The organism is Curtobacterium sp. MCBA15_009 (assembly GCF_001864895.1).
Taxonomy (GTDB): domain Bacteria; phylum Actinomycetota; class Actinomycetes; order Actinomycetales; family Microbacteriaceae; genus Curtobacterium.
On the sequence record NZ_MJGO01000039.1, the window covers coordinates 125,166 to 145,637 of the forward strand.

Annotated in this window: 20 protein-coding genes; 6 read left to right on the forward strand and 14 right to left on the reverse strand. The window is 71.3% G+C overall.

The genetic code is table 11. The annotated features are described in order from the left end of the window. Positions 1 to 40: 40 nt before the first annotated feature. The 13 genes from BIU97_RS13785 to BIU97_RS13845 all read right to left on the reverse strand — a co-directional run bounded on the left by BIU97_RS13785 (position 41) and on the right by BIU97_RS13845 (position 14,149). A complete protein-coding gene (locus BIU97_RS13785; protein WP_139196048.1) occupies positions 41 to 802 on the reverse strand; it encodes a hypothetical protein in 762 nt (253 codons plus the stop codon). A 394-nt stretch (positions 803 to 1,196) separates the two neighbouring features. Further along, positions 1,197 to 2,840, reverse strand: coding sequence for a phospho-sugar mutase (locus BIU97_RS13790; protein WP_071261485.1), 1,644 nt, complete (start codon positions 2,838 to 2,840; stop codon positions 1,197 to 1,199). Next, positions 2,837 to 3,664 (reverse strand): purine-nucleoside phosphorylase, encoded by an 828-nt coding sequence (locus BIU97_RS13795; RefSeq protein ID WP_071261483.1) that lies wholly within the window; start codon positions 3,662 to 3,664, stop codon positions 2,837 to 2,839. The genes BIU97_RS13790 and BIU97_RS13795 overlap by 4 nt, the downstream gene beginning before the upstream one ends. Before the next feature lie 65 nt (positions 3,665 to 3,729). Continuing rightward, positions 3,730 to 4,008: a PTS sugar transporter subunit IIB gene (locus BIU97_RS13800; RefSeq protein ID WP_071261480.1), complete on the reverse strand. Its 279-nt coding sequence runs from the start codon at positions 4,006 to 4,008 to the stop codon at positions 3,730 to 3,732. Next, the gene (locus tag BIU97_RS13805; protein ID WP_071261476.1) at positions 4,005 to 4,451 is read right to left on the reverse strand and encodes a PTS sugar transporter subunit IIA; all 447 of its coding nucleotides are present in this window, start codon (positions 4,449 to 4,451) and stop codon (positions 4,005 to 4,007) included. The genes BIU97_RS13800 and BIU97_RS13805 overlap by 4 nt, the downstream gene beginning before the upstream one ends. A gap of 4 nt (positions 4,452 to 4,455) precedes the next feature. Continuing rightward, a complete protein-coding gene (locus BIU97_RS13810; RefSeq protein ID WP_071261473.1) occupies positions 4,456 to 5,568 on the reverse strand; it encodes an adenosine deaminase in 1,113 nt (370 codons plus the stop codon). Positions 5,569 to 5,625: 57 nt separating this feature from the next. Further along, on the reverse strand, positions 5,626 to 6,915 hold the full coding sequence (locus tag BIU97_RS13815) for a thymidine phosphorylase (protein ID WP_071261471.1): 1,290 nt from the start codon (positions 6,913 to 6,915) through the stop codon (positions 5,626 to 5,628). A 1-nt stretch (position 6,916) separates the two neighbouring features. Further along, the gene (locus BIU97_RS13820) at positions 6,917 to 7,315 is read right to left on the reverse strand and encodes a cytidine deaminase (RefSeq protein ID WP_083404877.1); all 399 of its coding nucleotides are present in this window, start codon (positions 7,313 to 7,315) and stop codon (positions 6,917 to 6,919) included. 166 nt (positions 7,316 to 7,481) lie between these two features. Continuing rightward, positions 7,482 to 8,771, reverse strand: coding sequence for an ABC transporter permease (locus BIU97_RS13825; RefSeq protein ID WP_175472229.1), 1,290 nt, complete (start codon positions 8,769 to 8,771; stop codon positions 7,482 to 7,484). Further along, complete coding sequence (locus BIU97_RS13830) at positions 8,768 to 10,105, reverse strand: ABC transporter permease (protein ID WP_441294398.1); 1,338 nt, start codon at positions 10,103 to 10,105, stop codon at positions 8,768 to 8,770. The genes BIU97_RS13825 and BIU97_RS13830 overlap by 4 nt, the downstream gene beginning before the upstream one ends. After that, positions 10,102 to 11,622: an ABC transporter ATP-binding protein gene (locus BIU97_RS13835; protein WP_071261468.1), complete on the reverse strand. Its 1,521-nt coding sequence runs from the start codon at positions 11,620 to 11,622 to the stop codon at positions 10,102 to 10,104. Before BIU97_RS13835 ends, BIU97_RS13830 begins: the two co-directional genes overlap by 4 nt. Before the next feature lie 126 nt (positions 11,623 to 11,748). After that, the gene (locus BIU97_RS13840) at positions 11,749 to 12,813 is read right to left on the reverse strand and encodes a BMP family lipoprotein (protein WP_071261465.1); all 1,065 of its coding nucleotides are present in this window, start codon (positions 12,811 to 12,813) and stop codon (positions 11,749 to 11,751) included. 220 nt (positions 12,814 to 13,033) lie between these two features. After that, positions 13,034 to 14,149, reverse strand: a complete 1,116-nt coding sequence (locus BIU97_RS13845) for a mannose-1-phosphate guanylyltransferase (RefSeq protein ID WP_071261452.1) — start codon at positions 14,147 to 14,149, stop codon at positions 13,034 to 13,036. A 155-nt stretch (positions 14,150 to 14,304) separates the two neighbouring features. Between BIU97_RS13845 and BIU97_RS13850 the strand changes: the two genes are divergently transcribed. From BIU97_RS13850 to BIU97_RS13875, 6 genes are all read left to right on the forward strand, one after another. Beyond that, positions 14,305 to 15,540: a glycosyltransferase family 4 protein gene (locus tag BIU97_RS13850; RefSeq protein ID WP_254782998.1), complete on the forward strand. Its 1,236-nt coding sequence runs from the start codon at positions 14,305 to 14,307 to the stop codon at positions 15,538 to 15,540. Positions 15,541 to 15,618: 78 nt separating this feature from the next. Then, on the forward strand, positions 15,619 to 16,068 hold the full coding sequence (gene sdhC / locus BIU97_RS13855; RefSeq protein ID WP_083404849.1) for a succinate dehydrogenase, cytochrome b556 subunit: 450 nt from the start codon (positions 15,619 to 15,621) through the stop codon (positions 16,066 to 16,068). Between the two features lie 10 nt (positions 16,069 to 16,078). After that, positions 16,079 to 16,525: a succinate dehydrogenase, hydrophobic membrane anchor protein gene (sdhD, locus tag BIU97_RS13860; RefSeq protein ID WP_071261442.1), complete on the forward strand. Its 447-nt coding sequence runs from the start codon at positions 16,079 to 16,081 to the stop codon at positions 16,523 to 16,525. Positions 16,526 to 16,574: 49 nt separating this feature from the next. After that, the gene (sdhA, locus tag BIU97_RS13865) at positions 16,575 to 18,371 is read left to right on the forward strand and encodes a succinate dehydrogenase flavoprotein subunit (RefSeq protein ID WP_071261440.1); all 1,797 of its coding nucleotides are present in this window, start codon (positions 16,575 to 16,577) and stop codon (positions 18,369 to 18,371) included. 1 nt (position 18,372) lies between these two features. After that, positions 18,373 to 19,143, forward strand: a complete 771-nt coding sequence (locus BIU97_RS13870) for a succinate dehydrogenase iron-sulfur subunit (RefSeq protein ID WP_071261437.1) — start codon at positions 18,373 to 18,375, stop codon at positions 19,141 to 19,143. Positions 19,144 to 19,195: 52 nt separating this feature from the next. Further along, a complete protein-coding gene (locus BIU97_RS13875; protein ID WP_071261435.1) occupies positions 19,196 to 19,840 on the forward strand; it encodes a TNT domain-containing protein in 645 nt (214 codons plus the stop codon). 74 nt (positions 19,841 to 19,914) lie between these two features. Here the strand turns inward: BIU97_RS13875 and BIU97_RS13880 are convergent. Then, on the reverse strand, positions 19,915 to 20,472 hold a 558-nt coding region (locus BIU97_RS13880; protein ID WP_254782999.1), incomplete at its 5' end, for a DUF805 domain-containing protein.

The window sequence follows — 20,472 nt, forward strand, 5'->3', positions numbered from 1 at the left end:
GGGGTGACTTTGGTTGTGCGCCGTGCTCCGCCGACCGGCGTCATCGGAGTCTGTGGAACGTCCGAGTCGTCGTCGGCAGGCCTGCGGCGAGCAGGACTCCGCGCAATGCCTCGGCGTCGTTCGCCTCGTCCCAGCCGGACCGGCCGACGGAACGGACGTCAGGGTGCCGACGAAGTCGGTCCTCGCGACGCTTCTCCGCGACGACGACGTCGGCCGAGGACGTTCCCGCCGGGCGGAGGGCCGGGTCGGTGTACTTGCTCCGACCGTCGAACTCGAGGACCACACCGTGCTCGGGGAACCAGAAGTCGACCCGACCGATGAACCCCGCCGCGTCGCGGAACTCCTGCTGCAGGACCGGCCGAGGGGCGCCGACCTCGTCGAGCGCGACCCTCGCCACCGATTCGCCCGGCGATCCGCTGGCTGCGTCCGCGAGCTCGATCGCCACCTGGGCCCGATGCTTGCCGTGGACGGCCTCGCGGCTCGCCAACTCGAGCCGGAAGGCCCGCGGGGTGACGCCGCACCGCAGCGCCACGTCGAGGGCGGGCACCGAGATGCGGAGCTCGTAGGAGATCGCCACGTCGACGACGGTGGTGAGCAGATCGGTGAGGGCCCGCCCGTTCGCGACCATCACCTGGGTGAGCAGCGTCCTGCCCCTGCCCGGACGCTTGCGGACGTGCGTGAGCGCCTGCGAGGTCGTGCGTCGCGGGTCGATGACCTCGACGACGTCCGGGAACTCACCGCGCCACGGTAACCCGTGCAGCGCCGCGGCCGAGGCGTGCGACACCACGAGCCGCCCGTCCAAGCGGTCATGGACGGCTTGATGCGAGCGATGTGTCGCTCGCCGGGAGTCGCGCGACGCCAGTCGGCGGCGTCGACGAAGCGCCCGGGCGTGAGCCGGACCAGTCGTCCCGCGTCGACCCCACGACGGTGGTCACGACCGGTTCTGCCGGTCGGGTCCGCGGAACCGCCACGGATGATCATGAGTCGTGTCATGCCGGTACGGTGCCCGGCCCACCGACGATGTCCTCGGCTCGACCACTCACCTGTGGACACAGTGCATTGGATGCCCACTTGTGGACGGCTACCGGCCGTGCGGCCGCGCACAACCAAAGTGACCGCAAACCGCGTGTTCGTGCGGTTCGAGGTCACTTTGGTTGTGTGAAGCGCAACGGCACCGCCCGGCGCCGCCGCCGCCCCTACGACACGAGCGGGCGCACCGCCTCGGCGAGGGCGTCGACGAGGCGCGCGGCCTCGGCGGGGGTGTCGGCCACGGTGTCGATGTAGACCTTGACCTTCGGCTCGGTGCCGCTCGGGCGGACGATGACCCGCGCGTCACCGGTCAGGTCGTAGCGCAGGATGTCCGACGGCGGGAAGCCGTCGGCGCCGTCGACGTAGTCCGTGACGCCGAGCACGTCGAGGCCGCCGAGCGTCGTCGGCGGGGTGGCCCGCAGCGACGCCATGACCTCGCCGATGCGCGACAGGTCGTCCACGCGGGTCGCGACCTGCCCGGAGGCGAAGGCCCCGAACTCGGCGGCGAACGCGTCGAGCTGGCCGGCGATCGTCGAACCGGCCGCCGCGAGCTCCGACGCCAGCGACAGCAGCGCGAGCGCCGCCGAGATGCCGTCCTTGTCGCGGACGACCTCCGGGTCGACCAGGTAGCCGAGGGCTTCCTCGTACCCGAACAGCAGCTCCGGCACCCGCGAGACCCACTTGAAGCCGGTCAGGGTGTCGCGGTACTCCAGGCCGTGGCGCGCGGCGACGCGAGCGAGGGCGGGCGAGGAGACGATCGAGGCCGCGAGCGTGCCACGGACCCCGGCGTCGGACGCGCGGGCGGCGGTACGCCAGCCGAGCAGCCAGCCGACCTCGTTGCCGGAGAGCCGACGGAACGTCGGAGCGCCGGAGTCGGCGACGGCGGGGACCGCCAGCGCCAGCCGGTCGGCGTCGGGGTCGTTCGCGATCACGAGGTCGGCGCCGACCGCGAGACCGCGGGCGATCGCCAGGTCCATCGCGCCGGGCTCCTCGGGGTTCGGGAACGAGACCGTGGGGAACGCGCCGTCCGGCTCGATCTGCTCCGGCACGACCGCCGGCTCGGCGAACCCGGCCGCGGTGAACACCGCGCGGGCGGTCTGCCACCCGACGCCGTGCATCGCCGTGTAGACGACCGTGGGCTGGTCCTGCGGGTCGAGCGCCGGGGTCGGCACCGTGGCGGCCGTCGCGGCGACGTAGGCGTCCACCAGGGCGGCGTCGGCGACCGTGTAGTCCGTCGCCCGCGGCAGGTCCGTGATCGACCCGGCCGCGACGGCGTCGATGGCCGCCGCGATCTCGCCGTCGACGGGCGGCACGATCTGGGAGCCCTCGTCGTCCTGTCCGAGGTACACCTTGTAGCCGTTGTCCCGCGGCGGGTTGTGGCTCGCGGTGACCATCACGCCGGCGCCGACGTCGAGGTGCCGCACGGCGAACGCGACCACCGGGGTGGGCAGGGCCGAGGGCAGCAGCATGACCTCGAGCCCGAGGCCGCGCATCACCGCGGCGGAGTCGCGCGCGAACACGTCCGAGTTGACCCGGCCGTCGTAGCCGATCACGACGCTGCGCGAGCGTCCGCTGTCGATGAGGAACCGCGCCAGCCCGGCCGCCGCCTGGGTCACGACGACCCGGTTCATCCGCAGCGGCCCGTACCCGAGCTCGGCCCGGAGCCCGGCCGTGCCGAACGCCAGGCGCCCGGCGAAACGGGCCTCGAGCTCGTCGGTGTCGCCGGCGTCGACGACCCGCTGCAGCTCGTCGCGGGTCTCGTCGTCGGGGTCCTGCTGCAGCCAGGCGCGAGCGGCGTCGAGGACGCTCACAGGGCGGCCACCACGCGGGCGAGGAGGTCCGCGATCACCGGCTCGGCCTGCTTGCCGGCCTCGAGCACCTCGGTGTGGGACAGCGGCGTCGTCTGGATGCCGGCGGCGAGGTTCGTGATGAGCGAGAACCCGAGGACCTCCATGCCGGCCTGCCGCGCGGCGATGGCCTCGAGCGCCGTCGACATGCCGACGATGTGCCCGCCGATGGTCTTCGCCATCTGCACCTCGGCCGGGGTCTCGTAGTGCGGGCCGCGGAACTGCGTGTAGACGCCCTCGTCCAGCGAGGGGTCCACGCCGCGGGCGATCGCGCGCAGCCGCGACGAGTACAGGTCGGTGAGGTCGATGAAGGTCGCCCCCTCGAGCGGGCTGTCCGCGGTGAGGTTGATGTGGTCGCTGATGAGCACGGGCGTGCCGGGCGTCCAGTGCTCCTTGATGCCGCCGGCACCGTTCGTCAGCACCATGACCGAGGCCCCGGTCGCCGCAGCGGTGCGGACGCTGTGCACGACCCGGCGGACCCCGTGGCCCTCGTAGTAGTGCGTGCGGGCACCGATGACGAGCGCGTGCCGGCCGTCCGCGAGGCGGATCGACCGGATGGTGCCGGAGTGCCCGGGCACCGCCGAGGCGCTGAACCCGGGGACCTGGTCCGCCGGGATCTCGGAGACGGTCTCGCCGATGATGTCGGCGGCCTTGCCCCAGCCCGACCCGAGGGTCAGGGCGATGTCGTGCCGCTCGATGCCGGACTGTTCGGCGATGACGGCGGCGGCGGCCCGCGCGACCTCGAACGGGTCGGCAGCGGGGTCGTTCAGCGGGTTCTCGGTGCTCATGCCCCCAACTCTAGAGGCGGACGACCGCTCCGGAGGCGGCCGCCGCACACGCCGCCGCACATGCCTCAGTGCTCGCCGAGCGCCCGGTCCACCGCCGCGGTGATCTCGCCCTGGTCGAAGTGGTTCCGGATCACGATCACCTCGGCGTAGGTGTCCCCGATCGCCTCGACGAACTCCTGGCTCGTCAGGATCACGTTGGCGTCCGCCGAGGCGTCGCGCACCGAGGCGACGTCGGCAGCGACGACCTCGGCCTGCAGGCCGAGCGCGGTGAGGGCCTTCTCGGCGTTCACCTTGAGGATGCCGCTCGAGCCGATGCCCGCGCCGCAGATGGTCACGATCTTCACGCGGACACCCCCATGATCGCGCGGACCTCGTCCGCCGTGGTCGCCGCCGCGATCCGCCCGGTGACGGTCGCGTCGTTGAACAGGTTGGCGATCTCGCCGATGGACTCGAGGTGGGTGCCGACCTCGGCGACGGCCAGGCCGAGCACGACGCGCACGGGGTCGTTGTGCGGGTGGCCGAAGGCCACCGGCGTCGCGAGCGTCACGACCGCGAGTCCGTCCCGCACCACGGCGCCACCCGGCCGGGCGTGGGCGAACGCGAGCCCCGGCGAGATCACGATGTACGGACCGTGCTCCTCGACCATGCCGATCATGGCGTCGGTGTAGTCGTCGGTCGTCGTCCCCGTCGCGACGAGCGCCCCACCGGCGAGACGGAGAGCGTCCCGCCAGGTGGGCGCGGTCGCACCGAGCACGACGGCGGCGTCCGGCAGCGGTGGCAGTCCCATCCGGCTACGCCTCCGAGTACCCGGCCGTGATGGTGGCGATGATGTCCTCGCGGTCCTCGAGGGGCAGGAACGAGCCCAGCGCGGCGTTGATCTGGAACGCAGCCAGGTCGTCGAGGTCGTAGCCGAACGTGCCGGCGAGCAGCGCGAGTTCCTTCGACAGCGACGTCCCGCTCATCAGGCGGTTGTCGGTGTTCACCGTGACCCGGAAGCCGAGCTGGTACAGCACGTCGAAGGGGTGGTCGGCGAGGTCGTCGCCCCACGCGGCGATCGCCCCGGTCTGCAGGTTGGAGGACGGCGAGACCTCGAGCGGGATCTCGCGGTCGCGGACCCACGAGGCGACCTCGCCCAGCGAGGCCAGCGTCGAGCCGTCGCCCGCGTCGGACAGGGTGACGTCCTCGAAGATGCGGACGCCGTGCCCGAGGCGGAGCGCGCGACCGTCGACGAGCGCGGAGCGGATCGACGCGAGCCCGTCGGCCTCGCCCGCGTGCACGGTGACGGGGAAGAGCTCGGAGGCCAGGTGGTCGAAGGCCGCTCGGTGGTTCGAGGCGGGGAACCCGGCCTCGGCGCCGGCGATGTCGAAGCCGACGACCCCGTGGTCGCGGTGGCGGAGGGCGAGCTCGGCGATCTCGAGCGCCCGGTCGGCGTGGCGCATCGCGGTGACGAGCTGGCCGACGCGGATGCGCCCACCGGCGGCGTCGACCGCTTCCTCGATGCCGGCCTGGACCGCCTCGACCGTCTCGTCGAGGGTCAGACCGCCCTGCAGGTGCTGCTCGGGCGCCCACCGGACCTCGCCGTAGACGACGCCGTCGGCGACGAGGTCCTCGACGAACTCCTTCGCGACGCGGTGCAGCTGCGGCGCCGTCTGCATGACCGAGGTGGTGACGTCGAAGGTCTTCAGGTACTCGACGAGCGAGCCGGAGTTGGACTGGTCGGCGAACCACTGCCCGAGCTCGGCCGGGTCGGTGGTCGGCAGCGTCACGCCCGCGGCACCGGCCAGCTCGACGATGGTCGCCGGTCGCAGGCCACCGTCGAGGTGGTCGTGCAGCGAGACCTTCGGCAGGTCGTTGATGACCGCCCCGGCGTCGGGCAGGCGGTAGGTCGTGGCGTCGGCGCTCATGCGCCCAGGCTACCGGTGGTCACCGACCCCGCGCAGGCACCTGTGCACGAGGGACGGTCAGCCCGCGATCCGCTCCCGCACGATCGGCCCGCGCTCCGGCGCGGCGGCACCGATCGACCACGCGCCCTCGAGCGACTCGAGCGCTCGGTCGAACCGGGCGGGCTCGTCGGTGTGCAGCGTCCAGAGCGGCTGCCCCTCGGTCACGGTGTCACCCGGCTTGACGTGCAGCTCGATGCCGGCGCCGGCCTGGACCGGGTCCTGCGCGCGGGCGCGGCCGGCACCGAGGCGCCAGGCTGCGATCCCGAACGGCAGGGCCTGCTGCGACGCGAGCACCCCGGACGACGGCGCGGTGACGACGTGCTGCTCCCGTGCGACCGGCAGCGTGGCCGACGCGTCGCCGCCCTGCGCCTCGATCATGCGACGCCAGGTGTCCATCGCGCGACCGTCGGCCAGTGCGGCCGCCGGGTCGGCGTCCGGCAGTCCGGCCAGCGTGAGCATCTCGGTCGCGAGCGCCACGGTGAGCTCGACGACGTCGGCCGGGCCGCCGCCTGCCAGTACCTCCACCGACTCCCGCACCTCGAGCGCGTTGCCGATCGTCAGCCCGAGCGGGACCTCCATGTCGGTCAGCAGCGCCGAGGTCGCGACCCCGGCGTCGTTGCCGAGGTCGACCATGGTCTGCGCGAGCTCCCGTGACGCCTCGTAGGTCGGCATGAACGCCCCGGACCCGAACTTGACGTCGAGCACGAGCGCACCGGTGCCCTCGGCGATCTTCTTCGACATGATGCTCGACGCGATGAGCGGGATGCACTCGACCGTGCCGGTGGTGTCGCGGAGTGCGTAGAGCTTCTTGTCGGCGGGTGCCAGGCCGGTACCGGCGGCGCAGATGACCGCGCCGACGTCCTGCAGCACCTGCAGCATGCGGTCGTTCGAGATCGACGCCTGCCACCCCGGGATCGACTCGAGCTTGTCGAGCGTCCCGCCGGTGTGCCCGAGCCCACGGCCGGACAGCTGCGGCACCGCGACCCCGAACGACGCCACGAGGGGCGCGAGCGGCAGGGTGATCTTGTCGCCGACGCCGCCGGTGGAGTGCTTGTCGACCGTCGTCTTGCCGAGCGAGCCGAACGACATCCGCTCCCCCGACGCGATCATCGCGAGCGTGAGGTCCTTGATCTCCCGACGCTCCATCCCGTTCAGGAAGATCGCCATCGCCATCGCGGCCATCTGCGGGTCCTCGACGTAGCCGCGGGTGTACGCGTCGACGAGCCAGTCCACCTCGGCGGTGCCCAGGGCGCCGCCGGAGCGCTTCGTGCGGATGAGGTCGACGGTGTCGAACGGCTCGACGGCCATGTCAGTGCTCCTGCTGGTAGGTGGCGAGGGTGCGCGGCCCGAACGCGTCGGGCAGGACCTCGTCGATGGTGCGGATGCCGGAGACCGTCTCGAGGAGCATCCCCTCGGTCGAGTGCTCGAACAGCAGCTGCCGGCAGCGGCCGCACGGCATCAGGGTCGCCCCGTCGCCGTCGACGCACGTGAAGGCGACGAGCTTGCCGCCGCCGGTCATGTGCAGCTGCGACACGAGCGAGCACTCCGCGCAGAGCGTCACCCCGTAGCTCGCGTTCTCGATGTTGCACCCGGAGACGATCCGGCCGTCGTCGGTGAGCGCCGCGGCACCCACCGGGAACGACGAGTACGGCGCGTAGGCGCGCCGCATCGCGGTCGTGGCGGCGTCCCGCAGGGCGCCCCAGTCCACGTCGTCGGTCGGGAGGCCCGGGGTTGCGTCCGCCCCGTCGGCGGCGGCCCGGCCGCCGGTCGCGCCCAGGGCCGTGGCCGGGTCCGTCCAGGCGGTCGCGTCGGTGGACGCGACCGTGTCGTCGTCCGCAGCGTGCGTGTCGGTCATGTGCCGTGCCTCCTGGCCGTCAGCTCTTGATGTAGGGCTTGCCGGACGCCGCCGGACCACGGGACTGACCGACCAGGCCGGCCACCGCGAAGATCGTGACGACGTAGGGCAGCATGAGCAGGAACTCGCTCGGGACGGGCGAGTCGATGGCGCCGAGGGTGTTCTGCAGGTTCGACGCGAAGCCGAACAGCAGCGCCGCGAGCGTCGCCTTGATCGGGTCCCACCGGCCGAAGATCACGGCCGCCAGGGCGATGTACCCGGCGCCGGCCGTCATGTCCTTCGTGAACGGTCCGACCGCGTCGAGGGTGAAGTAGGCACCACCGAGGCCCGCGATCGCACCGGCGAGCGAGACGTTCCAGAAGCGGGTGCTCGTCACGTTGATGCCCACCGTGTCGGCGGCCTGCGGGTGCTCGCCCACCGCGCGGAGGCGCAGGCCCCAGCGCGTCTTGAACAGTGCGAAGGTGACCGCTGCGACGGCGACGTAGGCCAGGTAGACGACCACGGTCTGCTCGAAGAGCACCGGTCCGATGACCGGGATCTGGTGCAGGACCGGGATCTCGAACCGCGGGAACCGGACGCCGACGTTGAGGGTCTCCTCGTTCGGCGAGAGCACCTGCGAGTACAGGAAGCCGGTCAGGCCGGAGATGAACGCGTTGATGACGACACCGACGATGACCTGGTCGACGAGGTACTTGATGCTGAACGCGGCGAGGATGAACGACACCAGGACGCCGGCGACGAGCGCGCCGACGAGGCCGACCCACGCGGAACCGGTCAGCGAGGCGATGAGCGCCGACGTGAACGCACCGGCGAGGAACTGGCCCTCGATCGCGATGTTCACGACGCCGACGCGCTCGGAGATGACACCGCCGAGGGCACCGAAGACGAGCGGGACGCTCAGGCCGAGCGCACCGACGAGCAGACCGGGCAGCGGGATCGTGGCACCGGCCGCCGCCCACGTCAGGAACCCGACGACGAAGACGATCGCGAAGACCGACGTGACCCAGAGCGGGACGTGCCGGTACGCGCGGACCTCGACGACGGCGTAGACGGTGGCGATCGCCAGCAGGACGATGACGACGATCCCGGTGGCGACCGCGGGCAGCGGGACGTTCGGCAGGGCGAAGAAGTCGCCGGCGTTCGCGAGCCGGAAGGTCGTCGTGCCGGGACGGTGCAGCAGCCCGAAGAACACGACGGCGAGCAGCGTGAACACGCCGTACCCGATCGGGGTCTTCCAGCTGCGGGTGGTCTCGACCGGACGGTCGGACAGCGGCGACGCGGGGGTCGCGGTGGGGCTGAGGGTGCTCACGCGGCGACCGCCTTCTTGCTGTTCTTGCTGGTCCTCGTGCGCTTGCGGGCACCCGGCTGCGGGATCCGGAAGATCGCGCGGACGAGCGGCGGCGCCGCGATGAACAGGACGATGAGGGCCTGGATGACGCCCACGATGTCGATCGGGATGCCGTTGGCGGCCTGCATGGCGTAGCCGCCGTTCTTCAGGATGCCGAACAGGATCGCGGCCCAGAACACGCCCCACGGCTTCGAGCGGCCGAGCAGCGCGACCGTGATCGCGTCGAAGCCGATACCGGCGTCGATGCCCGACGTGAAGCCCGTGGTGACGGCGCCCTGCACCTGGTACGCCCCGGCGATGCCGACGAGGGCACCGGAGATGACGAGGACCCAGATGGTCAGGCTCGGCACGCTCATGCCGGCGACGCGCGCGGCACGGGGGTTCTCGCCGATGGTGCGGAACCGGAAGCCGAGCGACGACTTGTTGACGAGCCACCAGACGACGACGACCGCCAGGATCGCCACCACGAAGCCGAGGTCGACGCCGTAGCGCGGTCCGAACAGGGCGGGCAGCAGGGCGCTGTCCTTCGTGGTGGGCGAGATCGGGTTGGCGCTCCCCGGGGCCTGCAGCAGACCGGGCGTGCGCAGCAGGTAGCTCACCAGGTAGAGCGCGACGTAGTTGAGCATGATCGTGACGACCACCTCGTTCGCGCCGGTGCGTGCCTTGAGCACGCCGACGATGCCACCCCAGACCGCGCCGCCGACGATGCCGGCGAGGATGGTGAGCGGGATGTGGACCGCGGCGGGCAGGTCGAACGAGAACCCGACCCAGCCGGCGGCCGCGGCACCCATCAGGATCTGACCCTGGCCGCCGATGTTGAACAGGCCGGCGCGGAACGACAGCGCGATCCCGAGCCCGGCGGCGACGAGCGGCACCGCGTAGTCGACCGACCGCGTGAGCGGGGCGATCGCCTGCTGGAACGACGTCGCGCCGAAGTTGACGACGGAACCCTGGAACAGCGACGCGTACGCGCCGCCGACCGCGGTGCCGACCGCCTGGAGCATGTCCGTCGGACGGGCGAAGAAGTAGCCGGCCGTGGCGCGGACGTTCTCGTCGGTGAGCGCGATGAGGATGCCGCACGCGACGAGCGCGAGCACCACGGCGAGCAGCGTCACCAGGACGGAGCCGTTGAGGATGCTCTGCAGGGCGGCGTGCCACCGGTCGGTGCCGGGGGCGCCGTTGCGGCGCTCGGTGTCCTCGGCCGAGTCCGTCATCAGGTGCGGGGTGGACTCGACCTCCTGCAGGCGGTCGTCGGTGGGCGGCTGCTGCGTGCCGTCGGGCGTGGGGGTGGTCACGCTGCCAGCTCCGTTCCTTCTGGGAGTTCGCCGGCCATCATGAGGCCGAGGACGTCTCGGGGGGTGTCCGCCGGCACGATGCCGACGATGCCGCCGCGGTACATGACCGCGATGCGGTCGGCGAGTGCGACGACCTCGTCGAGCTCGGTCGAGACGACGATGACGGGGACGCCGGTGTCGCGGGTGGCGACGATGCGCTTGTGCACGAACTCGATCGACCCGACGTCGATCCCGCGGGTGGGCTGCGCGGCGACGAACAGCCGGAGCTCGCGGCTCAGCTCGCGGGCGAGGACGATCTTCTGCTGGTTGCCGCCGGACAGCCGACCGGCCGCGGTGGTGCGGCCCGGCGTGCGGATGTCGAACTCGGCGATCTTCTCGTCGGCGAACGCGTCGCGCTCGGCCGCCCGGATGGTGCCGGCGCGGACGAACTCGGCGTGGTCCGCCCGGTCGAGCATGAGGTTCTCCGCGATGGTGAACTCGCCGACGAGCCCGTCCTCCTTGCGGTCCTCCGGCACGAAGCCGACGCCCGCGTCGAGCACCTGCTTGACGGTGCGGCCGGTGAGCTCCTTGCCGTCGAGCGTGACGCGTCCGGCGTGCACCGGCTGGAGGCCGATGATCGCCTCGGTGAGCTCGGTCTGCCCGTTGCCCTGCACGCCGGCGATGGCCAGGACCTCGCCGCGGCGCACGGTGAACGACACGTCGTCGACGAGCACGATCCCGGACGGGTCGGTGACGGTGAGGTCCTGCACCACCAGGGCGTCCTCGCCACCGGTGGCGGGTTCCTTGTCGACGACGAGCGAGACCGCACGGCCCACCATGAGCGCCGCGAGCTCGTTGTTCGTCGCGGTCGGCGAGGCCTCGCCGACCACCTTGCCGAGCCGGATGACGGTGATGCGGTCGGCGACCTCGCGCACCTCGCGCAGCTTGTGCGTGATGAAGACGATCGCGGTGCCGGCCTCGCGCAGCTGCCGCATGATGCCCATCAGCTCGTCGGTCTCCTGCGGCGTGAGGACGGCCGTCGGCTCGTCAAACACCAGCACGGAGGCGTCGCGGGACAGCGCCTTGATGATCTCGACGCGCTGCTGCACGCCGACCGGCAGGTCCTCGACCTTCGCGTCGGGGTCGACGTCGAACCCGAAGCGGTCGGAGATCTCCTGCACGCGCCGGCGGGCGCCGGCCAGGTCGAGCCGACCGCCGAAGGTGGTCTGCTCCTGCCCGAGCATGACGTTCTCGGCGACCGTGAACACGGGCACGAGCATGAAGTGCTGGTGCACCATGCCGATGCCGGCGCGCATGGCGTCGCCGGGACCGTCGAAGTCCTGCGCGACGTCGTCGAGCAGGATCTCGCCCTCGTCGGCCTCGTACAGGCCGTACAGGACGTTCATCAGGGTGGACTTGCCGGCGCCGTTCTCACCCAGCAGGCAGTGGACCTCACCCGGCTCGACGGTGAGCGAGATGTGGTCGTTGGCGACCAGGGCGCCGAACCGCTTGGTGATGCCGCGGAGTTCGAGCTTCATGTCGGGAGTCTATTTCTGTCTCGGTGCGCCACGCGGGCGCACGATCCGGGTGCACGGTCCTGCGTGCGCCGAGCGGGCGCACGACAACGCGGGCGAGGGAGGATCCCCCCGCCCGCGTCCACTGGGTCAGGACTGGGTCTTGACCGTGATCGAGCCGTCGATGATGCCGGCCTTGATCTTGTCGAGCTCGCCCTGCAGGCTGCTGTCGACCTTCGACTCGTAGTCGTGGAACGGCGCGATGCCGACGCCCTCGTTCTTCAGCGTGCCGACGTACGGCTCGTTCGAGAACTTGCCGTCCGCCGCCTGCTCGACGACGTCCTTCGTCGCGGGGCGCATGCCCTTCTCGATCGAGGTGAAGGCGATGTCCTTGTAGCGGGGGTCGGCCTCGTAGAGGTCGCTGTCCGCACCGATGAGGACGGAGCCGTTGTCGGCGTCCTTGATGGCCTCGGCGGCCGACTGGTAGATCGGACCGCCGACCGGCAGGATCACGTCGGCGTCCTGGTCGAGGAGCGTCTGCGCGACCGACTTGGCCTGCGTGCCGGCCTCGAAGCCGCCGGTGAAGGAGCCCTTGCCGGTGTCGACGTTCCAGCCGACGACCTTGACGTCCTTGTCCTTCTGCTCGTTGTAGTACTCCACACCGTCCGCGAAGCCGTCCATGAAGATGGTGACGGTCGGGATCTGCATGCCGCCGAAGGTGCCGACGACGCCGGTCTTCGAGTAGGACGCCGCCGCGTAGCCGGCGAGGAACGCCGCCTGCGACGTGTCGAACGTGATCGGCTTGACGTTGTCCGCGTCGATCGAGTTGTCGTCGATGATCGCGAAGTCGGTGTCGGGGTTCGCAGCGGCCTGCTTCTTCGTGGCGTCGGCGAGGTTGAAGCCGACCGTCACGATGAGGTTGCAGTTCTGGCTGACGAGCTGCTCGATGTTCGAGTCGTAGACGGTGGCGTCCTTCGACTCGGCCTTCTTGTACGTGGCGCCGAGGTCGTCCGCGGCGTCGACCATGCCCTCGAAGCCGAGCTGGTTGAAGGACTTGTCGTCGAAGCCGCCGGCGTCGGAGACCATGCAGGGACGGAAGTCGGTCTTCTTCGCCGACGCGTTGTCGGACGGGGCCGCTGCACAGCCGGTGAGGACGGCGACGGTGCCCGCGAGCGCGAGGGAGCTCAGCAGGACCTGACGGGTACGAGATGTCACGGGTGGGTTCCTCCGGGGGGCGTGCCCGGACCACGTGCGTTCCGGGCGATCGTGGCGACAGTACACGACCGACCGGGCGGTACAGGACGCCCGGAGAGGCCCCGGTGGATCGGTTACGGGATCGCGACCGCCCGGAAACGCGGCCGTAACGTGGCGTCACGCCCGGACCCCCACTTCGGGGGCGGTTCCCCGATCCGGACCGGACGTTGTCGGTGGAGCGCTACAGCACGTCGCCGCGGCCGCTGATCTTCAGTGCGTCCACCACACCCTTGACCCGCTGCGCGTTCGCGCTCGTCGTGACGAGGAGCGCGTCCGGGGTGTCGACGACGACGATGTCCTCGACGCCGATGAGCGAGATGAGCCGCTGGCTGTGGGCCACCACGATGCCGCTCGACGAGTCGGCGAGGATGCGGGCGCCGTCGCCGAGCACGGCGAGGTTGTTCGCCCGGCCGCCAGACTGCAGCTTCGCGAGCGAGGCGAAGTCGCCGACGTCGTCCCAGTCGAAGTCGCCGGGGATGACGGCCATCCGCCCGGCCGCGGCGGCGGGCTCGGCGACCGTGTAGTCGATCGCGATCTTCTCGAGCGCGGGCCAGACGGCGTCGACGACGGCTCCGCGGGCCGAGGTGTCCCACGCGGCGGCGAGCTCCTCGATGCCGGCGAGCAGCTTCGGCTTCGTCCGACCGATCTCGGCGAGCAGGACGTCGGCGCGGGCGATGAACATGCCCGCGTTCCAGAGGTACGTGCCCTGCTCGACGTACGAGCGCGCGGTGTCCAGGTCGGGCTTCTCGACGAACGACCGCACGGCGTGCGCGGTGGGGGCGCCCTCGATGCCGAGGGTGTCGCCGTGCGCGTGGATGTACCCAAAGCCGATCGCGGGCTCGGTCGGCGTGATGCCGATGGTCGTGACGTAGCCGGCGCGGGCGGCCGCGACGGCCTCGCGGACGGACCGGCGGAAGCCGCGGGCGTCGCCGATGACGTGGTCGGCGGCGAAGGAGCCGATGACGACGTCCGGCTCGCGGCGGACGAGGATCGCGGCGGCGAGGCCGATGGCCGCCGTGGAGTCCTTCGGCTCGCTCTCGAGCACGACGTTGTGGTCCTCGACGCCGGGGAGCTGCGACTCGACGGCGACACGGTGGGCACGGCCGGTGACGACCATGATCCGCTGGTCGCCGGCGAGCGGCGCGAGTCGGTCCCAGGTCTGCCGGAGCAGCGAGGTGCCGGACCCGGTCAGGTCGTGCAGGAACTTGGGTGCGTCGGCCCGGGACAGCGGCCACAGGCGCGACCCGATGCCCCCTGCGGGGATGATCGCGTAGAAGTCGTCGAGAGCGTCAGGCACGTGCTCACCGTACCGCTCGGACGACGGCGATGCTGGGAGCGGTCCGGACGTCGGCCGAGTGCCGCCCGGGGCACGTCGTGTTCACCCGGCGCGCGGCCCGCGTTCACGTGCCCGGCCCCGCACCGACACGTCGCCCGCGGAGCATGGGCAGCACCATGAGCGCACGCAGCGTGGAGCGCGGCACGTCCCCTCGGACCGTGGCCGTCGTGACCGAGAGCTTCCTGCCCACCCTGAACGGCGTGACCACCAGCGTCCTGGCGGTCCTCGACCACCTGGAACGCCGCGGTCACCGCGCGGTCGTGATCGCACCGGACACCCCTGGGCTCGCGCAGTTCCGGTCACGGACCGCCGTCGAACGCCACCGCTCCTTCGACGTCCACCGCGTCCCGGCGGTGGCGTACCGCCAGTTCCCGGTCGCGCTCCCCCACCCGGTGCTCGACACGATCCTCGCCGCCTCCGGCGCCGACGTCCTGCACGCCGCGAGTCCGTTCCTGTTGGGTGGGCGCGCGATCACGGCGGCCGGGAGGCTCGGCATCCCCTCCGTCGCCGTCTTCCAGACCGACGTGGCCGGGTTCGCCCGCCGCAACGGCCTGACCGCGACCGTCCCGTTGGTGCGCAGGATCCTCGGTCGCATCCACGCCGGGGCGTCGCTGACGCTCGCCCCGTCGAGCGCGACGGCCGCGATGCTCGCCGAGGACGGCGTGCCCCGGGTCGTGCGCTGGGGACGCGGGGTCGACACCGAGCTGTTCCACCCCGCGCGCCGGACGTCCGGGCACGTGCGGGCGCTCCGCCGCCGACTCGCCCCGGCCGGCGAGACGATCGTCGGCTACGTCGGCCGGCTCGCCCCCGAGAAGGAGGTCGAGCGGCTCGCCGAGCTCGGGGGCGTCCCGGGCATCCGCGTCGTCGTCGCCGGCGGCGGTCCGTCCCGGGCCTTCCTCGAGCGGCGGCTCCGGCACCTCGACGTGACCTTCACCGGCCCCCTGCGCGGCGACGCGCTGGCCGACGCCTACGCGGCGCTCGACGTCTTCGTGCACACCGGGCCGGCGGAGACCTTCGGCCAGACCCTCCAGGAAGCGCACGCGTCGGGGTTGCCCGTGGTCGCCCCCGCGTCGGGCGGGCCGATCGACCTGGTGGCGCCGGGTCTCGACGGCGAGCTCTTCGACCCGGACGCCCCGCAGGCCCTGCGCCAGGCCGTCCTGCGGCTCCACCACGACCGCGCACTGGCGGAACGCATGGGATCGGCCGGCCGCCTGCGGGTCGAGGGGACGACCTGGGAGGCCGTCGGCGACCAGCTCCTCGCCCACCACGACACCGCCCGCGCCATCGGCGCGCCGCCCGTCGGACGGGGCCTCCGGGCCGGTCGGGACGAGAAGGTCGGTGCCCGCGCATAGGATGGGGCGTGTTCCACACGAACACGAACGGCAAGGGCTCGCCGATCGGGCGAGCCCGTCCTACGGAAGGACGAGCTCATGGCTGAGCCAACCGGCGGCGGTACCGCGACCGTCGTGCCCGAGGTCACGATCGAGGCGCCACGCGCCTCTCGGAAGCTCGAGGGCACGCTGTACCGCGGATCGACGGGCATGTGGTCCTGGGTCCTGCACCGGGTCACCGGTGTCGCGATCTACTTCTTCCTGCTCGTGCACATCCTCGACACCGCGCTGGTGCGGCTGTCACCAGAGGCCTACAACGCCGTCATCGGCACGTACAAGACCCCGATCATGAACCTCGGCGAGACCGCCCTGGTGATGGCGATCGTGTTCCACGCCTACAACGGGCTGCGGATCATCCTCGTCGACTTCTGGTCCAAGGGACCGAAGTACCAGCGGGCCATGTTCTGGATCGTCCTCGTCCTCTGGGCGATCACGATCGCGGGCTTCCTGCCCCGCCAGCTCATGAACCTCGTCGCCGACTTCAACTAGGGGCACTGAGATGACCACGCAGACCATCGAGCCCCCGCGCTCGGCCGCCGCCGCCCGCCGCACCACCAACTGGGAGAAGTGGGGCTGGATCTACATGCGCGCCTCGGGCGTGCTGCTCGTCGTGCTGATCTTCGGCCACCTCTTCGTCAACATGGTGGCGGGCGAGGGCGTCAAGCAGATCGACTTCGCCTTCGTCGCCGGCAAGTGGGCCGACCCGTTCTGGAAGGTCTGGGACTCGCTCATGCTGGTCCTCGCGCTCATCCACGGCTCGAACGGCATGCGGACGATCATCAACGACTACGTGGCGAAGCCCGGCGTGCGCAGGACGCTCCTCGGTGCCGTCCTCGTCGCGTGCGTCGCGCTCATCGTCCTCGGCCTGCTCGTGTGCTGGACCTTCGACCCGTGCCCCGCGGGCGCCGCCGCCGCCGACCTGCCGTCCTTCTGCCCGGCGCAGTAGCCCCACCGCCGCTGCCGCCCGCCTTCCCACCGTCTACGGAAAGACCCCTGTGACCACCGAGACCACCGTCCACCACCACCAGTTCGACATCGTCATCATCGGCGCCGGAGGCGCGGGCATGCGTGCCGCGATCGAGGCCGGCCCGAAGGCGAAGACGGCCGTCATCTCGAAGCTGTACCCGACCCGGTCGCACACCGGTGCGGCGCAGGGCGGCATGGCCGCCGCCCTGGCGAACGTCGAAGAGGACTCGTGGGAGTGGCACACCTTCGACACGATCAAGGGCGGCGACTACCTCGTCGACCAGGACGCCGCCGAGATCCTCGCGAAGGAGGCGATCAACGCCGTCATCGACCTCGAGAACATGGGTCTGCCGTTCAACCGCACGCCCGAGGGCAAGATCGACCAGCGCCGGTTCGGCGGGCACACGCGCGACCACGGCAAGTCGCCCGTGCGCCGTGCCTGCTACGCAGCCGACCGCACCGGGCACATGATCCTGCAGACGCTGTTCCAGAACTGCGTGAAGCTCGGTGTCGAGTTCTACAACGAGTTCTACGCACTCGACCTCATCATGGTCGACGTCGTCGGCGACGACGGCGTCACCCGGAAGCAGCCGGCTGGCGTCGTGGCGTTCGAGCTCGCGACCGGCGAGCTGCACGTGTTCCACGCCAAGGCGATGATCTTCGCGACCGGCGGCTTCGGCAAGATGTACAAGACCACCTCGAACGCGCACACGCTCACGGGCGACGGCGTCGGGATCGTCTGGCGCACGGGCCTGCCGCTCGAGGACATGGAGTTCTTCCAGTTCCACCCGACCGGCCTGGCGGGCCTCGGCATCCTGCTCACCGAGGGTGCGCGCGGCGAGGGTGCGATCCTCCGGAACGCGTCGGGCGAGCGCTTCATGGAGCGCTACGCCCCGACCATCAAGGACCTCGCCCCGCGCGACATCGTCGCCCGTTGCATGGTGCAGGAGGTCGCCGAGGGCCGGGGTGCCGGACCGAACAAGGACTACGTCCTGCTCGACTGCACGCACCTCGGGGCAGAGGTCCTCGAGACGAAGCTGCCGGACATCACCGAGTTCGCCCGCACCTACCTCGGCGTCGACCCGGTCGTCGAGCCGGTACCGGTCATGCCCACCGCGCACTACGCGATGGGCGGCATCCCGACGAACACCGACGCCGAGGTCCTGTACGACAACACGACCGTCGTCCCCGGGCTGTACGCCGCGGGCGAGTGCGCCTGCGTGTCGGTGCACGGCTCGAACCGTCTCGGCACGAACTCCCTGCTCGACATCAACGTCTTCGGCAAGCGCTCGGGCAACAACGCCGCCGAGTGGGTCAAGACCGCCGAGTTCCTCCCCCTGCCCGAGGACCCGGCCGCCGGCGTCCGCGCGATGCTCGAGCAGCTCCGCGCGTCGACCGGCACCGAGCGCGTCTCAGCGCTCCGCAAGGAGCTGCAGGAGGAGATGGACAAGAACGCGCAGGTGTTCCGGACCGACGAGTCCCTCGCGCGGGTCACCGAGACCATCCACACGCTCCGAAACCGCTTCACGCAGGTGAGCGTGCAGGACAAGGGCAAGCGGTTCAACACCGACCTGCTCGAGGCCGTCGAGCTCGGCTTCCTGCTCGACCTGGCCGAGGTCGTCGTCTACTCGGCGCGCAACCGCAAGGAGAGCCGCGGCGGGCACATGCGCGACGACTACCCGAAGCGCGACGACGAGAACTACATGCAGCACACGATGGCGTACCTGACGGGTGACCCGCACTCGTCCCTCGCCGACGACCACATCACGCTCGACTGGAAGCCCGTCGTCATGACGCGGTACCAGCCGATGGAGAGGAAGTACTGAGATGACCGACACCCTGGTCTCCGACGCCCCCCGTACCGACGCGGTCGACGCGCCCCCGGGATCCTTCTCCGTCACGCTCATCGTGCGACGGTTCGACCCGGACGTCGACGACGAGCCGCGCTGGCAGGACTTCGACGTCATGATGCTGCCGACCGACCGCATCCTCGACGCGCTGCACAAGATCAAGTGGGAGCAGGACGGGTCCCTCACGTTCCGCCGGTCCTGCGCGCACGGCGTCTGCGGTTCCGACGCGATGCGCATCAACGGCCGCAACCGCCTCGCATGCAAGACCCTCATCAAGGACCTCGACGTCTCGAAGCCGATCTACGTCGAGGCCATCAAGGGCCTGCCGCTCGAGAAGGACCTCGTCGTCGACATGGAGCCCTTCTTCAAGTCCTACCGCGAGGTGCAGCCGTTCCTGCAGGCCTCGACGCCGCCCACCCCGGGCAAGGAGCGCGTGCAGTCCGTCGCCGACCGTGCCCGCTTCGACGACACCACGAAGTGCATCCTCTGCGCGGCGTGCACGTCGTCCTGCCCGGTGTTCTGGACCGACGGGCAGTACTTCGGTCCGGCCGCGATCGTGAACGCGCACCGCTTCATCTTCGACTCGCGCGACGACGCGGCCGACGTGCGACTCGACATCCTCAACGACAAGGAAGGCGTGTGGCGCTGCCGCACGACCTTCAACTGCACGGACGCCTGCCCCCGTGGCATCCAGGTCACGAAGGCGATCTCCGAGGTCAAGCAGGCGCTCATGCGCGGGAAGGCCTGACGCTCGGCGTCGTCCAAGGCTCGCCCGACACCCCACCGATAGGCTCCGGTCCATGACCTTCGCGGACACCCGCCCCATCCTCGACCGACTCGGGTACACGACCCGGTACGTGCAGCTCCCCGGCGAGACCCTGCACGAGCCGCCGGTCGAGGGGGCGCTCCGCATCGTCCCCGGTGCGCAGCCCGACGAGTTCGCCCTCGAGGTCGTCGACTACGGCACCGCCCGCCGGCTCGCGCGCACGCGCGGTGAGCAGGACGCGGTGGAGATGCTCCGCCGGTTCCTCAACCGGCCGTTCCCCGCGCCGCGGGACATCCCGCGGTACGAGCTCGACGGACTCCGCGACCGTGCTGCGACGACCTACCCGCAGCTCGCGCAGCAGGTCGCCCAGGCGGGCGACGCCGGGCTGACGATCCAGATCCCGGCTGGGGTGCCGGTCGACCGCATCGGCGGCCCCGACGGCTACCTGCTGCACCCGCTCGACACCCCGCTGCCGAGCCGGTCGCTGCCGCCGCACGTCGTCGCCGACCCGGAGACCCACCGGTACCTCGTCGAGCGCCCGTTCCTGGTGAACGTCCGCTTCGTGCAGCCCTGGTTCGACCAGCCCGGCGGCGCGCTGCGCTTCCAGATCGCCGACCCGTCGGTGACGGTGCGCGACCTCGTCGTCGACGGTGCCGTCTCGCGGCTCCGGGTGGTCTGAACCCGGATCCGCTCCGGATCACGACGAACCGGCCCGCACCACGCGCGACGTGGTGCGGGCCGGTTCGTTCCGTGCTACCCCTGGTCGGGCCGGTCGTACTGTGCGCCGGCCGGACTGGGCTCGAGGACCCCGAACACGATGGCGGCGACGCCGCTGAACATCGCGATGAGCCAGAACGGGCCGGCCAGGGCCGCGTCGTGCACCCGCCGCCAGCCGAGGGCGATGCTCGGCACGAGGGTGACGAGCACCCAGACGACGTAGAGCGCGAGCAGCAGGAAGACCCACGGGTCGGGGGCCGTGGAGCCGACCGGCTGGCCGTACGCGTCGAACGCGGTGTGCGACGCGATCGTGGCGAACAACGCCACGTAGAAGCCGCCGAAGAGCACCGAGGTGACGATGGCGTTGGCGAGGATCCAGTACCAGAACTCGCTCCGGCTGGCGCGCCCGTCGAAGCGCGCGTACTTCTTGAAGAAGCGCGTGAACGCGTCGAGGAACCCGATGCCGTACCAGGGGGCCCAGAGCGGCGGAGTGCCGTCCGGACCCGTCGGGATCGGCTGCTGGGAGTACTGCGGGAACGGCTGCTGCTGGTAGCCGGGCTGCTGCCCGTACCCGGGCTGCTGCCCGTACCCCGG

Coding starts and splice junctions, on each gene's coding strand:
- sdhD (WP_071261442.1), top strand. CDS start 16,079: ATGACCACGCAGACCATCGAGCCCCCGCGCTCGGCCGCCGCCGCCCGC.
- sdhC (WP_083404849.1), top strand. CDS start 15,619: ATGGCTGAGCCAACCGGCGGCGGTACCGCGACCGTCGTGCCCGAGGTC.
- BIU97_RS13850 (WP_254782998.1), top strand. CDS start 14,305: ATGAGCGCACGCAGCGTGGAGCGCGGCACGTCCCCTCGGACCGTGGCC.
- BIU97_RS13810 (WP_071261473.1), bottom strand. CDS start 5,568: ATGAGCGCCGACGCCACGACCTACCGCCTGCCCGACGCCGGGGCGGTC.
- BIU97_RS13875 (WP_071261435.1), top strand. CDS start 19,196: ATGACCTTCGCGGACACCCGCCCCATCCTCGACCGACTCGGGTACACG.
- BIU97_RS13835 (WP_071261468.1), bottom strand. CDS start 11,622: ATGAAGCTCGAACTCCGCGGCATCACCAAGCGGTTCGGCGCCCTGGTC.
- BIU97_RS13815 (WP_071261471.1), bottom strand. CDS start 6,915: ATGGCCGTCGAGCCGTTCGACACCGTCGACCTCATCCGCACGAAGCGC.
- BIU97_RS13795 (WP_071261483.1), bottom strand. CDS start 3,664: ATGAGCACCGAGAACCCGCTGAACGACCCCGCTGCCGACCCGTTCGAG.
- BIU97_RS13805 (WP_071261476.1), bottom strand. CDS start 4,451: ATGGGACTGCCACCGCTGCCGGACGCCGCCGTCGTGCTCGGTGCGACC.
- BIU97_RS13870 (WP_071261437.1), top strand. CDS start 18,373: ATGACCGACACCCTGGTCTCCGACGCCCCCCGTACCGACGCGGTCGAC.